15 protein-coding genes are annotated in these 14,849 nt (G+C 38.8%); 4 read left to right on the forward strand and 11 right to left on the reverse strand.

Going from position 1 to position 14,849, the window contains the following annotated elements; all coding sequences use genetic code 11:
- Positions 1-19 precede the first annotated feature (19 nt).
- The 3 genes from ATS75_RS02770 to ATS75_RS02780 form a co-directional block, all read right to left on the reverse strand.
- Entirely contained in the window at positions 20-523 is a 504-nt protein-coding gene (locus tag ATS75_RS02770) for a DUF962 domain-containing protein (protein WP_058558887.1), read from the reverse strand.
- A gap of 80 nt (positions 524-603) precedes the next feature.
- Positions 604-1,017: a hypothetical protein gene (locus ATS75_RS02775; protein WP_058558888.1), complete on the reverse strand. Its 414-nt coding sequence runs from the start codon at positions 1,015-1,017 to the stop codon at positions 604-606.
- A gap of 64 nt (positions 1,018-1,081) precedes the next feature.
- Positions 1,082-1,762, reverse strand: a complete 681-nt coding sequence (locus tag ATS75_RS02780; RefSeq protein WP_058558889.1) for a Crp/Fnr family transcriptional regulator — start codon at positions 1,760-1,762, stop codon at positions 1,082-1,084.
- Positions 1,763-1,810: 48 nt separating this feature from the next.
- Between ATS75_RS02780 and ATS75_RS02785 the strand changes: the two genes are divergently transcribed.
- Complete coding sequence (locus ATS75_RS02785; RefSeq protein WP_058558890.1) at positions 1,811-3,100, forward strand: amidohydrolase; 1,290 nt, start codon at positions 1,811-1,813, stop codon at positions 3,098-3,100.
- Positions 3,101-3,293: 193 nt separating this feature from the next.
- Entirely contained in the window at positions 3,294-3,956 is a 663-nt protein-coding gene (locus ATS75_RS02790) for a cupin domain-containing protein (protein ID WP_058558891.1), read from the forward strand.
- A 96-nt stretch (positions 3,957-4,052) separates the two neighbouring features.
- Here ATS75_RS02790 and ATS75_RS02795 read toward each other — a convergent pair whose 3' ends face one another.
- Complete coding sequence (locus tag ATS75_RS02795) at positions 4,053-4,862, reverse strand: sulfite exporter TauE/SafE family protein (protein WP_058558892.1); 810 nt, start codon at positions 4,860-4,862, stop codon at positions 4,053-4,055.
- 431 nt (positions 4,863-5,293) lie between these two features.
- Between ATS75_RS02795 and ATS75_RS02800 the strand changes: the two genes are divergently transcribed.
- A complete protein-coding gene (locus tag ATS75_RS02800) occupies positions 5,294-6,268 on the forward strand; it encodes a DUF1852 domain-containing protein (protein ID WP_058558893.1) in 975 nt (324 codons plus the stop codon).
- Between the two features lie 41 nt (positions 6,269-6,309).
- The gene (locus ATS75_RS02805) at positions 6,310-7,338 is read left to right on the forward strand and encodes a methionine synthase (protein WP_058558894.1); all 1,029 of its coding nucleotides are present in this window, start codon (positions 6,310-6,312) and stop codon (positions 7,336-7,338) included.
- 76 nt (positions 7,339-7,414) lie between these two features.
- Here ATS75_RS02805 and ATS75_RS02810 read toward each other — a convergent pair whose 3' ends face one another.
- The 7 genes from ATS75_RS02810 to ATS75_RS02840 form a co-directional block, all read right to left on the reverse strand.
- Complete coding sequence (locus ATS75_RS02810) at positions 7,415-8,662, reverse strand: erythromycin esterase family protein (protein WP_058558895.1); 1,248 nt, start codon at positions 8,660-8,662, stop codon at positions 7,415-7,417.
- 17 nt (positions 8,663-8,679) lie between these two features.
- A complete protein-coding gene (locus ATS75_RS02815; protein WP_058558896.1) occupies positions 8,680-9,222 on the reverse strand; it encodes a cytochrome b in 543 nt (180 codons plus the stop codon).
- Positions 9,223-9,369: 147 nt separating this feature from the next.
- Entirely contained in the window at positions 9,370-10,212 is an 843-nt protein-coding gene (locus ATS75_RS02820) for a LytTR family DNA-binding domain-containing protein (RefSeq protein WP_058558897.1), read from the reverse strand.
- A gap of 264 nt (positions 10,213-10,476) precedes the next feature.
- Positions 10,477-10,821 (reverse strand): lactoylglutathione lyase, encoded by a 345-nt coding sequence (locus ATS75_RS02825; RefSeq protein WP_058558898.1) that lies wholly within the window; start codon positions 10,819-10,821, stop codon positions 10,477-10,479.
- Between the two features lie 176 nt (positions 10,822-10,997).
- Complete coding sequence (locus ATS75_RS02830; protein ID WP_161936881.1) at positions 10,998-12,815, reverse strand: GGDEF domain-containing protein; 1,818 nt, start codon at positions 12,813-12,815, stop codon at positions 10,998-11,000.
- 38 nt (positions 12,816-12,853) lie between these two features.
- Positions 12,854-13,735, reverse strand: a complete 882-nt coding sequence (locus ATS75_RS02835; protein ID WP_058558900.1) for a hypothetical protein — start codon at positions 13,733-13,735, stop codon at positions 12,854-12,856.
- Between the two features lie 325 nt (positions 13,736-14,060).
- Positions 14,061-14,588: an outer membrane beta-barrel protein gene (locus ATS75_RS02840; protein ID WP_058558901.1), complete on the reverse strand. Its 528-nt coding sequence runs from the start codon at positions 14,586-14,588 to the stop codon at positions 14,061-14,063.
- Positions 14,589-14,849: the final 261 nt, after the last annotated feature.

Raw genomic sequence — 14,849 nt, forward strand, 5'->3', positions numbered from 1 at the left:
TCTTATTAAATTTTAGTTATTAAGGTTTAGTTGGGCCCGCGATAACTTCAATTTTTTGTTCTAAATCACGATATAAGCCAAGCATAAATAACGCCTCCGCAAGAACATACAAAGGACCAATAATTAAACCTACAATATCATCAACAAACGCAGGTTTTTTCCCCTCGAAATAATGACCAATGAATTGCAGTATCCACCCGAATACAAATATTCCAATACTCATCGACAACCACTCATACACACTCAATTGTGAGACCAGTGAAGCCGGCAAAACCATCAAGGCTAAAATAACAGCCATTATCATTCCAAGTGAAAAACTTAACATCAGGTAGTAAATTACACTCGCTGTAACAGCAATATGTGCACCGGTTATTAAATAACTTGCAAGCGGTATTTCAATTCGCCCAAGTAAACACAACACTGCAAACACAATCAGTGGAATCCCAAAAAAGTGAGTGAGCACATTTCTTTTTGACCGATGATATAGCCCATAATTACCTAGCTGTTGTTCAAGTGTTTTCATGATTTTTCTCTTGTTATTATGTGTTAATCCACTCTAACAAATTAAAAAATGAAAGAATGTCGGGTAAGTGACATTTTTCTTTAAACCAGCGCACTGATGATTTTCCCCTTTTCATGCTCTGGCAATGAATCCATACGCTCTCTGCCTTTTTGAAACTCTTGTTCTAACATGTTTTGTAACGCATCCATTTGCTCACTTAAGTCCTTGTCATCATTGGATTGCATTTCTTTGGCAAGATCTTCTATCGCTGCTTTTAACTCATCAATTTTTTCTTTATCAACACCTAAGCGTTGATAAACCAAAGCTTCTTTCGCTTCTTCCAAAAAGCGCTTGTCATAACGAGGAGATTTTAATTGTGCGGCAATATCAGGCTGGCTATCTTTGGCCGCTTTATTAATAGATGCGGCAGGTTTTGGTGGTGTTTGAATTTCTATAGTACTTGGCGCTGTGTATGGCTTTACGCGGTATTGATTATTAAATAAATGGCCCATCATAGCAAAACTTCCCTGTGGTATTTTTTAAGTAAAAATACATAGCAAATTTTGCACCAAGTTTTATTTATAGGTTCAGGTTTGATATTGCTAATAAGCCTGCTTTATCAATAATGTCAATTCGTTGATAATGTAACTCAATCACCTGTTGCTGACGTAAACTTTGCAAAATTTGATTAACCGTTTGCCTCGTTAGATAAGTCATATCTGCAAGTTGTTGCTGCGACATCACTATGGAATAGGATGATTTATCGTAAGACGCGGCTAACAATAAACGTTTACATATTTTTTGTTTCGCAGTTAACAATGCATGATCCTCCAACGAAGAAAAAACTAACCGCATTTTTTGTGACAAGAGCACCCCAAAGTCTCGCCAAAAAATGGGGGATTGATCTACAAGCCGTGATACACAGCGTACAGTAATATGCACGAGTCGAAGTGGTGTTTGTGCATACACATCATGCGTACGCATGCCGCCATCAAAAAGGGCCACTTCTCCAAACCAAACACCTTGAGGAATAAAACTCAATACAGCCTCTTTGCCTTCACCATTAATACCACTTACACGAGCGATCCCCTGTATAACGCAATATAAACCGCAGTTAGCATCACCGCGCAAGAATAAAGCCTCCCCCGCATTTTTATTAACAATTTTTGCATTTTCTAGTAGTCCGACTTGTAAATCTAAAGCGCAGTTATTAAACCATTCTCCCTGGTTAATTATCGCCTTATCCTGTTCATTCAGCATAAGTTACTCTACATTGACTTTAATAAATCAATAATAAAAGGGAATCACATGTTACACAAAGTAATTTATGCCAGTGTATTGTTTGCTGCGCTAACAACACCTAGTTATGCGAATGACATTAATAGTGCTTTAAAACAGGCCAATTTGAGTGTCAGTAAAAAAGTAATCACATGGCGAAGACATTTACATCAATACCCAGAATTAAGTAATCGTGAATTTAAAACCGCGCAATACGTTGCACATCATTTGCAAATGTTAGGGCTTGAAGTTCAAACTGGCATTGCACACACCGGGGTTGTAGCACGATTAAAAGGCGGAAAAGAAGGCCCTCTCATAGCTCTACGCGCTGATATGGATGCCCTTCCTGTTACAGAACAAGTTGATCTACCTTTTGCCTCAACACAAACCTCAACATACCGTGGTAATGAGGTCGGCGTAATGCACGCCTGCGGGCACGATACCCATGTCGCTATCTTAATGGCTGTCGCGGAATCCCTCGTAAAAATTAAAAACGATTTAGCAGGTGATATTTTATTTGTTTTTCAACCGGCTGAAGAAGGTGCTCCCGAAGGCGAAGAAGGAGGGGCTGAACTGATGCTAAAAGAAGGCCTGTTTAAAGAAAAGCCTGATGCAGTGTTCGGCTTACATGTCACCAGTTCACTCAATACGGGTCAAATAGGATTTCGTGCAGGACCTTTCATGGCAAGTGAAGATTCTTTTACAATTAATGTAAAAGGACGCCAAACACATGGTTCAAGGCCATGGAATGGTGTTGACCCAATTGTCGCATCATCACAAATTGTGATGGCAACACAAACAATTTCGTCGCGTCAGGTTGATGTTACTAAGGCCCCGTCAGTTATATCTTACGGAGCTATCAATGGCGGCATCCGTTCTAATATTATTCCCGATAATGTGGAACTAATAGGCACTATTCGTACTTTTGATCAAACAATGCGCGCTGATATAAAAACGCGTCTCACTAAAACCGCAGAGCTTGTGGCTGAATCGGCTGGCGCACAAGCAGATGTTCACATCGATCATGGTTACCCTGTTACTATAAACAATGTTGAACTCACTGAAAAAATGACACCCACATTAGCAAACGTTGCAGGGGCTGAAAATATTATTACCACCGATTTAATCACAGGCGCTGAAGATTTTAGTTATTACGCATTAGAAGTACCCGGGTTATTCTACTTTTTAGGCGTCACTCCAAGAGATCAAAACCCAAAAACAGCACCCAGTAACCATTCTCCACAGTTTTTTGTGGATGAAGCTGCATTGCAACTCGGTGTAGAGTCGATGACGCAACTTGTTATTGACTATCTAAAATAAAGTAATAAAACGGAGGCATCACGTCAGACACAGCCTCTTAAATTAATGCAACACGGTTACGTGTCTCAAATTATCTTAGTGGTGGGGACTCTGAATTCGACTCATTAATTAATAGAGTAATCACAATGAATACTTGATGCGTATTATACTGCTGTTTCTTTAGGTACTCTAAAATCTGTTAACAAGGGCATGCATGCAACATATTAATTTAGATTTCAGCCAACAGGTTGTAATAAATAGCGCAAACCAAACTTGGCAACCTAGCCCGCTTCAAGGTGTCACACGTAAAATCCTTGCCCGTGAGGAAGCTGAAAGCGGCCATGCCACCAGCATTGTGCGATATGAACCGGGTTCTCACTTTAAGCGCCACGGTCATCCCCTCGGGGAAGAAATTTTCGTGCTTGAAGGAGTCTTTAGCGATGAGCATGGAGACTACCCAGCTGGTACTTATATACGCAATCCCCCAGGTAGCTCTCATCAACCATTCAGTGAGCCAGGGTGCACCTTGTTTGTTAAGCTAAATCAGTTTCTACCTGATGATGCTACTACAGTAAGGGTAAATACGGTTGCAACGCACTGGCAGCAAGGCCAAGGCGGGTTGCAAGTTATGCCATTACATCAACATGATGTTGAACACACGGCATTAGTTAAATGGCCCGCAGGAGAAACGTTTGTCCCGCATCGGCACTTTGGTGGTGAAGAGATTTTAGTCTTATCTGGTATATTTTGCGATGAACACGGCCAGTATCCAACAGGCACATGGATACGCAGTCCACATATGAGTGAGCACCACCCTTTTGTTGAGCAAGATACCGTTATTTTAGTAAAGGTAGGTCACTTAGGCACCGCTAGTTGATGCGCATAATTTGGAAAACCATTGCTAACACCTGTTAACTGAGCTTTACGCAGCGAATATAACGAGGCATTGCTCGTGTGTACGCTGCATTTGCTCCTAATTAATCAGCATATTAGCTGCCATAACAAACAACAGCAGTGAAAATATTTTCTTGATTGTTTTGACTGGAAGATAATGTGTTGCCCGGGCGCCAAGTGGTGCCGTAAACCAAGACGTGCAAATAACACCTACTAAAGCTGGTAAATAAACAAAACCTGCAAAGCCATCATTTAATGATAAATACGCACTCCCTGCACTGATATACCCAACCGAGCCAAATAAGGCGATGACAATACCGCATGCCGAAGCACACCCTATGGCTTTTTTCATATCTACTGAGAAAAAAGTCAGTAAGGGCACAAGTACAGCCCCCCCACCTATCCCTATCATTGCCGACAGTCCACCTGTAAGCGTTGTATAAACGCTCAGAAGCACTTTATTAGGTATGCTTCGCGAACTCGGTGCATCATTGTTACCGCTAAACAGCATTTTAAGTCCAATTAAAACCACACTTACAGCAAATACCCAGCGTACAAGCTGTTCAGGCAACAGTGCAGCCACAAAGCCACTCAATAGTGCACCAAGCGCAACACCTGACATAATCCATGGCGCTATATCCCAGGGAACATTCCCATTCTTGTGATGTGCCATAGCAGAGGATGTCGACGTAAATAAAATAGAAGCAAGAGACGTCGCAATCGCAACCAATACGACTTGTTCATTAGGTAAAACCTGCCAGTAAAGTAAAATACTACTTAGGATAGGCACAATGACTAATCCCCCGCCAATCCCCAGTAACCCAGCTAAAAACCCAACACCACTGCCTAATAAAGCACAAGCAACGACTATCGATACTAATTCATGCATTTCATTCGTCTCTTTTTATTATTGGTTACTATCACACCACCGAAGGCGTTAACTTAAGAATTATTGGGTAACAGCCCATGACTTCAAGCCAGAGTATACCAATACAGTCTGCACTAACTGGCATTAATATTGTCGATAACAGACGAATAATCCTCATGTTTTAAATGAAATTAATGCATATCAAAGACAGCCAACATAAACGTCTAGCCATCTAAAAACAATAATTACGTATAATCCCTCTAAAAAACCATAAATACTTAACAAACCATAACCCACAATAAAAATTTATGAATATGGCTCATGTTCGATGTGAAATTATACCGTTTTTATTCATGTACCGATCCACGTATAAATAATGCAACTTTCAACGTCATACAGTGACGGTTGAACCCTTACATTCGTAGCAAGACAATATATTGGATACACACATTATGAGTACAGATTTTTCATTTACATTAAAGCGTATCAATCTCGATGAGCATTATGAACCCGCAGACAATACACGTATTACCACCAATTTTGCTAATTTAGCCCGTGGCCATCATCGCCAAACGAATTTACGCAATGCCTTAAAAATGATAAATAATCGTTTTAATGCCTTAGCTAATTGGGATAACCCAACGGGTGATAGATATTCAGTGGAACTTGAAATTATTTCGGTCAACATTGATGTAGCTGGCAGTGGTCAAACTTTTCCATCTATCGAGATATTAAAAAACAATATTATCGACCATAAAACCAACAAGCGCATTGAAGGCATTGTGGGCAACAACTTTTCATCTTATGTCCGAGATTATGATTTTAGTATTTTATTGCAAGATTATAATAAAAATCAGCCAACTTTCAGTATCCCAGATAACTTTGGTGAACTGCATGGAAAACTGTTTCAATACTTTGTTAATTCATCAGTTTATAAGCAAAATTTCTCTAAACCACCCGTTATTTGTTTAAGCGTATCTGATAATAAAACGTACCATCGCACACAAAACCAGCACCCTGTATTAGGTGTAGAATATCTACCGAACGACACGTCTCTAACAGAGCAATACTTTAAAAAAATGGGCTTAAATGTACGTTACTTCATGCCACCAAATACCGTGGCACCGTTGGCATTTTACTTTGTTGGTGACTTACTCAATGACTACAGCAGCCTTGAGCTTATAAGCACCATTAGTACGATGGAGACATTTCAAAAAATTTATCGCCCAGAGATATATAACGCCAATGCTGTTGCTGGAAACGCGTATCAACCCAGTTTGAAAAACCAAGATCATTCGCTTACACAAATAGTGTATGACCGACAAGAGCGCAGTCAATTAGCAACAGAGCAAGGTAAATTTGCTCATGAGCACTTTATCAAGCCATATCAAAACGTGCTTGAGCAATGGTCTGCTAATTTTTCATAGCTTTAGTCGGCCAACGTTAATCTATTTATTGAGAAACAAGTATGAATACACTACTACCTACTTCAACTGCTGGCAGTTTACCCAAACCGATATGGCTGGGGGAGCCTGAAACATTATGGTCACCATGGAAGTTACATGGTTACGAATTAGCTCAAGGAAAACTCGATGCATTACGCTTATCGCTCCTCGAACAGCAGCAAGCTGGCATTGATATTGTCAGTGATGGCGAGCAAACACGGCAGCATTTTGTCACAACGTTTATTGAGCACCTCAATGGTGTTGACTTTGAAAAACGGCAAACCGTTAAAATTCGTGATCGCTATGATGCCAGCGTACCGACGGTTGTTGGTCCCGTCAGCCGACAAAAACCGGTGTTTGTTGAAGATGCCAAGTTTTTACGTAAACACACAAATCAACCAATAAAATGGGCGTTACCAGGCCCAATGACCATGATTGACACGCTCTATGATGAGCATTATAAAAGTCGTGAAAAACTCGCGTGGGAATTTGCCAAAATTCTAAACCAAGAAGCCAAAGAACTTGAAGCCGCTGGCGTCGATATCATCCAATTTGATGAACCCGCATTTAATGTTTTTTTTGATGAGGTAAATGCGTGGGGCATTGCGTGTTTAGAAAGAGCCATTGAAGGGCTGAAATGCGAAACAGCCGTTCATATATGTTACGGCTATGGCATTAAAGCCAATACAGATTGGAAAAAAACATTGGGGTCTGAATGGCGGCAATACGAAGAAGCATTTCCTAAACTGCAACAGTCAAATATCGACATTATTTCACTCGAATGTCACAACTCACACGTGCCGATGGAACTCCTTGAGCTTATTCGCGGAAAAAAAGTGATGGTCGGTGCTATTGATGTTGCCACGATGCATATTGAAACACCTGATGAAGTGGCTAATACTCTTCGTAAAGCCTTGCAATATGTTGATGCAGATAAGCTCTACCCTTGTACTAACTGCGGCATGACCCCGTTACCTCAAGCAATTGCAAACGCTAAGCTCAACGCCCTCAGCGCAGGTGCCGCAATTGTAAGAAAAGAGCTGTTAGCCTAGCCTAAATAGCCCTTAACCTTATCTCCCCAAGGTAAAGGGCTAAATGATTTCAGTGAATTAACGTCTTAAGTAAAAATTAATTACTGGCTGTCACCTTGTTGATTAGAAATACACTATCAAAATGATTACGCCATCTATTTATAGGAATTGACGTCGCCGATAAATATTCGTGCCCTGATAAAAGCAGCTCATTTTCCTGGGGGTTAGTAAACTGTTTAGGCTGAATAAAAATAGCCTCCGGTGACTCTGAAAATTCACCTTTAAGTGTATAAGCTAAATACTGCTTACTAATTGGGGGGATTGGCTTGATTGTCCCATCCCTAAATTCGCGATATTCACCTGACATGGCTGCAAAATTCACAATATAGCTTTCCTGACCATAGGCTTTATCCAAAGCTTTAGTCACATTATTTGCCCTTGAACTTAAATAGCCTTGACGATTAACATGCACATAATGACCCCATATAATTACTTTTTTATCTTTATAAGTGTTTTGTAATAACCAATGTATGTTATTTGCCATTACTAAATCATGTTCATCAAACCGACGTACAGTATAGTGAACTTCAAACAAGCGGACCACGCCTTCTAATAACCTTGCATAATAACTAGGCGAGTCTAAACCTGGACTGTTATCTGCCCTATTTAGCGCATCCATGTATTGATACCCTGTTTGGATATGTTGATTAATTTCAACCTCATCAAGGTCAACAAAATTTCGTGTGAGTGTTGCTTGTAATTGCTTTGAAAATTTAGGCCAATCAGCTAACAACAATGAGTCTGAAAGTTGGAGTGATTGAAGTTGCTTGCCAAGTGACACCACAAAGCTCGCTTGTGAAAATTCACCACTCAACCTTCCATCAAATCCCGACAGCGCTAACGGATTTTGCGTATTACGCTGCGCATCGATGTAGTCCATTAAACCTAAAAAAGCAGGATCCTGAGCGTAGGAAAAAAATATATTGCCAGCTGCCATATCAACAATGCGCTTATCCTTTGAGTGACGAGCGGCCTTGTCTATTTCATTTACATCGAACAAACCACTTTCTAAAATTAGTGCATCAAAATCATGGTGCTGATGCAAATACTTTACTAAGCGAGACTTCAGTGCAAACACCTCGTGTTCGCCATGGGTTAGCTCATCTAAATAAACAATGCGTTTATCTGCTACCGCATCGCCAAAATGTGCCAAATCACTAAAATCATCTGTGTTTGATAAATCGATTTTAACATGCGATTGCCCATTGACTATGCAAGTGAAAAACAATCCACAACAGAGCAATACTCTAAAAATCCAACTAACCTTATTGCTAAAGTACATCATAAAAACTCCTTGTTATTTTAGTCGTTGTTTTTTGCTTTTATCATAGCGCTAAGCGTATTGTCTTTATCAAAAAAGTGGTGCTTCAACGCGGCTGCCACATGAATTATGACTAGCGCTGTCATTAAATACCCTAAGTAATAATGGATCGCTTTGCCTATATCGCTGCCAGCTTGATTGAACGCAAGCACTTGCCCATTTTCGCTATAGCGATGTGGAATAATCTCAATACCAAAAACATCAACGCCAAAGCCACCTAATCCGGAATAAATAAGCCCAGATATTGGCATTAAAACGCATGCAGTTAACAGAAACTGATGCATAAGTTGAACATATTTTTCGTGCTGAGAGCCCTTTGCTGAGGATTGCCAAGGATTAACTTTACGGTGATAAAGACGAATGATCACTAGCAACAATGCAATAACACCAAATGCTTTATGCCAGTCATACAATGCATAGTCATTACCATCAGCCATATAAATTCCTGAACCGAGTAAACCAATAATAAAAAGTGCACTTAACCAGTGTAAAACACGTGTGACCTGCTGAGCTTGAAATGTCATAACTTGAACCTCCGAGTGTTTAATTCGAAGTGCAGTGTATTCGCTACAGCCTACAAAAACAGTGACTTTGGTACGAATGAACACGCTAAGGGGCCAATGAACTGAGTTACTAGACAAAGTGATAAATGACCGTTTACAGCTACTGGGTTAACGCGCTTTTATTGGGTAGTCTGTTAACTGCTCTTTAATGCTATTTTTATACCGTTTACTTATATTAATCTCAGCGCCATTACTTAACGTTGCTATCGCGTGTCCAGAAGCTTGATTACTCAGAGCACTAATGTGTTTTAAGTTTACAAGGATACTTCGGTGACATTGACAAAAATACGAAGGCGTATCGAGCTGTATCTTTTTCAAACTACTTCTTTTTAAAAACTGCCCATCCACGCTTTCTATTTCAATATAATTACCTGCAGATTTTATAAACCAGACAGATTCCATATCTAGTTTATAAGGGCGGCCTTTATGTTCAAGCTCAATAAAATAACGTTTGCTAGTCAGTTGCTGCGCCGCTGTCGTTAGCTCATCATGTTCATTAACAACACTAGACTCATAATCCCTAACAAAGAAAAACCAATACGCACATACAATCAAAAACACCCCTATTTGTTTGGGCAAATACAGTACAAAGTAACCAAATAGTTCCGCTTTTAAATAGTTATAGTCAAAGCTAATTTGCAAAATGACAGCGATCAAAACCATAGGTAGCCCTATAGTCAAAAAACAATTTATGAGGGATTGACGCTTAGAGTAATAAGAAAAAAACACTAAGCATATTGGCGCAAAAACGTACCAGACCCCTGTGCTTTTTAGCCACCATAGAACATGATCTACAAAATCAGTGCTTAGTTTAGATACAAACTGCCAGTAAAATACGCTATATATAAAAATGAAGGCTAAATAAATAACACCAAATAAACAGAGGTATTTTAATCCATTAGTGAGCTTTGGCTGGGCTGAAAAATTGAAGATGGGTGCAGTTCTATCCATGTGTAACTCTTTATCTTCGCGCTGTTTAAATAAAACCACGCTTATTATTTTCGTATAATGACCTTGAAATAATATCGACAAGACAAATGAACCACAACCCGACTCTAAATTTATAACCAATTATTATGGATGAACTTAGTCAGTTTAGTTATAAAAACCACTTGTTTGACTAGGAGTCTGTTGACCTTTCCGGCTTAAAATTCGTTCAAACTAGGGGGGAATCGAGGCACGAGATTTACATCCTTGTGAAAATAAGTGCCATCACTAGCTGAACTCGGTAATGTGCCAAAGCTCACCAGCAGGCCCCCACAAATAAACTACTTTTCCCCAGGGCTCTGTTTTAATTGGCTCGAATTTAATATTAAACTCATGTAGTTTTAAAATCTCTTCAAAAACCACGTTGATATCAGTGACAGATAATTGCAGCATTAAGTTTTTTGCAAATTGTGCATTGTAGAATCGCTGTAGAAAAAAGGCACACCCGCCGTTTTCAAACAACGACAAATCATCTGCCACATAATCCATTTTAAAACCGAGTGCCTGATAAAAAGACTGCGAAGTTTCATAATCTTTACTGGGTATAAACACCCGAATATCATCTACATCCATAACATTTCCCTCGTTATTGTTGCTTAAAAAATCTAGCGTTTAGAGATTGTTTGGCCACTGAGATTTTGATATACACTTAAAAATCCACAACCAAAAAAAAGGCAAAACAAGTATTTCTAAAAACACACCAATTGAACCAACTAAGGCCCGTTTTGTTTACCGTAAATTACATGGGATTAATAGTTTAGTGTTCTTTCTATGTTGGTCGAAGCGTGAAGTGTGTGTTGCACTAAGTGAACACGATAATTTTTAACGACATCTTTACTTTGTTGGTGCAAAATTGAATTACCAGCTTTGATGCCCACCCAAGCATCTCTTTGATTTTCTTTAGCTAAATATAAACCACCATCTGCCAATTCAATAATTTGTTCCCAACTGTATAAATGTGGATGTGTCGCTAACAATGGGTAACTAGCAAACCCTGTCGAGCACGTCACTTTTAGGCTTTCATCGTTATTTAAGGTAAACACATGACTAGCAACTTCAAAGCGCAATGTCTCAATTATTTGTTCAGCTTCACTATAACTGGCATCTTTTATGGCAAGTAAAAACTCTTCTCCCCCCCAGCGAATGAGTAAATCTTCGCTTCGAATTTGTTGTCTGAGAATATTAGAAAATTGCTCTAACACTTGATCACCAACATTATGGCCAAAGGTATCATTTATGTTTTTAAATTTATCAATATCAATCAAGGCAAATATTAAACCCTGATGCTCAGTGTTAACTGGAGAAGAATTAAAATCGATTAGTAAGTCATTTATTACACTAAAGAAGTAATGCCGATTGTGTAACTCAGTTAAACTATCAGTGAAGCTCATCGCCTTTAATCGCTCATTACTCTTAGCCAACTCTTGCGTTCGCTCGATAACACGCTGTTTTAATACCACTAAATAACGCTGGTTCTGCCAACGCCAATACACAAAACCAACTATGCTTAAAAATAATATGGTTCCTAAAACCCAACGCTGCTGTTGCAGTCGGTGATTAGCAAAGGCTTGTTGTTGTTGAGCCAAACGTTGCTCTTTTAATGTATTATCTTTGCCGAGCAGTTCAAGTTTCTGGTTTTGTAAATCAAACTTATAATGAGATTCAAGTTGAAGCACCTTATTATTTCGACGTTGTAAACTAAGTGCATCATAACTTAATGAATAACGTTTTAGATATTTATAGGCTAATTTGTGCTCCCCCAGCTGACGATATCCTACAGCGATTAAATATTGTAATTGTGCCTGTTCATCTAAAAAGCGAAGACTAGTCGGGTTTTTCAATTGTATTTGTGCAATTTCAATCGCTTGTTTTAATTCACCTGTTTGTAAATGACTATTTGCTAAAGCCAAGTAGTATTGCAGTTTGAGGCGCTCTTTTGAACCATCTAGGTTTTTTAGGTTAACCAAACCTAATGCCGCTTTCGCAGCCTTTGTATTACCAAGTTTAAGTTCAATTTCAGCGAGATTTACTGCCAAATCCAAATGAATATCCATGGAGGGTGTTATAATCTGCAATGCATCTTTATTTGCTTTGAGTGCTTGATAATAACTACCCATTGTTAAATATATTTTACTCTGCCAAAGGAACATTAAAGCAGCGCGTTCTGCATTTTTGTTTATAAAAAAATCAATTGGGTACTGGATATATTCGAGTGCCAATGTGTAACGTTCTAACTCCAGCTCTAAATGAGCTAAATGGTAGTACGCCATTGCAATATATTCCTCATTACCAACTGATTTAGCCAATTCAAGTGCATAATGATTTAGTTTTACACCGTCTGCGTATGCACCATACCGCCGCTTGATCATAGCTTCTATAAAGTAGCTTTCTATTTCAATCTCTTTGGCATTTTGGCTTATAGCAAGCGCTCGAAGCTCTGTTAAATAGCCCATAGTTTGAAGCGAATGACCCAGATTTACATCCGCTTTGAGCTTAGCAAAATATAACGCTAATTGTTTTTTTTCATCTGAACCAGCCGCAGCAATCAACACACTTGATTGCAACATAAAAAACAAGCCAAAACTGAAGATGTACACTGTTTTTATCATCGTTGCGAGACTACCATTTGTTGATTAATCGCCTGCCAATCACTTGTTTGATGGTTAATAAAACCCGATTGTTGCAATGCCTTTTTTATCATCCCTCGCTCGGACAACACGGTTAAACCACGCTGTAATGCTTGTGCCACTCGTTTTCCTTGAGGGTGCGCTTTACTCACTGCAAAATGACGTGTGTCAGGTAGAATTACCTTCACGTTTTTAAGAGGTGTGAATAGCTTTCCCTCAAAATTAAGATCTAAATGATCGCTAACACTAAAATTGATCATCATAGCATCAACAACTTGAGTCTCAACCATGGCTAACATATCTTCCCAAGGCCCTATGTAGCTAATGACGCTTACTGGCGTGTTCACCAGCGCACGCCAATCAACATGCCAACGAGGATTAACAACAACTGTCAATTGATTCAACTCTGATGGTATCAATTGCTGGGCTCTTTGATTATCAACTGACACATATAAGCCAGCTTCATACTGACCAAATTTTATAACCGCATCACTAACATAAAGAGAGCCTCGATAGTCCAGCAAGTCCTCATGCCACATAGTACGTGCAAGCATTAGACTCCTGCCATCAATTAAAGAATCAAATTCAGTTGTATTCACCCAATTCCGTGGGCGAAATTCCACTTTTTTGGTTTCTCCCCCTAAATATAGCGCTTGTTGAAGAAGTACCATCTCAACAATTTCAAGGTGTGAGCCGTCAGTGCTAGGACTAAAATCAGTGATGTCCATAATATCGCGGCCATTAACAAAAGCAGAATAGCGTTCACTAAAATTTTCACTGCTAATAATATCAATGATAAGTGGTTGCTGTGCCTCTATATCACTACTAAGCAGCAAAAATAAGAATAGAAAGCGCTTCATTAACAATAACCTTAGTTAAAAACTATAAAGGTGAATACCCAATGTAGTTTTATTATACAGTAACAACCAAGTAATGTTAACGAAGCTTATATTTTGCAATTAAAAAGTATTATAAATGTTAATTTATATACATCTAAATACGTGTTTCATGCGCTCTGAGGGGGCGTGTTTTAAAAAGGTTTACTAAATTACGGCACGCTAACAATTCATTCGCTTTTGTAGCGTGCCGTGTTTTTTGTAATAAATAGTAGAAAGCTTTAATCTTATTACTGGTCGCCAAAGCCCAAACTTGAGCCCGCAAGTAACTCAGTTTATAAATGATGGATTAAAAAGCAAAATCTAAGCCCAGTGATAAAGGGTTTGCGGCCTGATTATTTACCTGACTTTCAAGGTATTCAACCTTAACACTAAAGCTTTGGGTAATGTTGTAACTGATACCAACACCATAAATAAAATCACTTCCTGTGTTTTCTATTTGCATTATCGGTGCGGTGTCTTCCCACCAACGTGTTCTTTCTCCCTTCTCAGACCACCACATATTTCCTAACTTTGCATACAATGTAAAATCATTCACAGGATACTTAGTAAGCATTTCAACTGAGTAACCTTTGGCTTTTAAGCTACCAGAACCATCAAATGGAGAACTCTCTCCTAAATTAAGGTAATTCAACTCAAAAGCAAAATTTTTATTTATTATATAACCCGTATTGATTTTATACGTATTACTTTTTGCATCGTCATAGCCAACAACACTTTTTGATACACCCACATAAAGTGTTTTATATTCACCTGCATTAACACTGTTAGATATGAGCATCGCACTCATTAAAATTATACCCGTACGAACAACCATTCATTTCCCTGATTTTTGATATTAAATAAAACCCATTAACATGCCTGAGAAGCAAGTTAATCATATAGGGGCGCTATTATACCTATGAAACAGATAAGTAATAGCCTAAGAGGGTCTATAAACTATTAATTTAACAAGCAATACCTATCTATAGCCATGTTATCATGGCGACACTTTGTCTTGTATTGTGCGTTTTTAATGTAAAAGAAAAATCATAAGACAAAACGCTTTTAGTGTTTCGAAGTTGTATTAATCAAAATA

It is taken from the genome of Pseudoalteromonas sp. H105, from assembly GCF_001469215.1.
GTDB lineage: Bacteria > Pseudomonadota > Gammaproteobacteria > Enterobacterales > Alteromonadaceae > Pseudoalteromonas.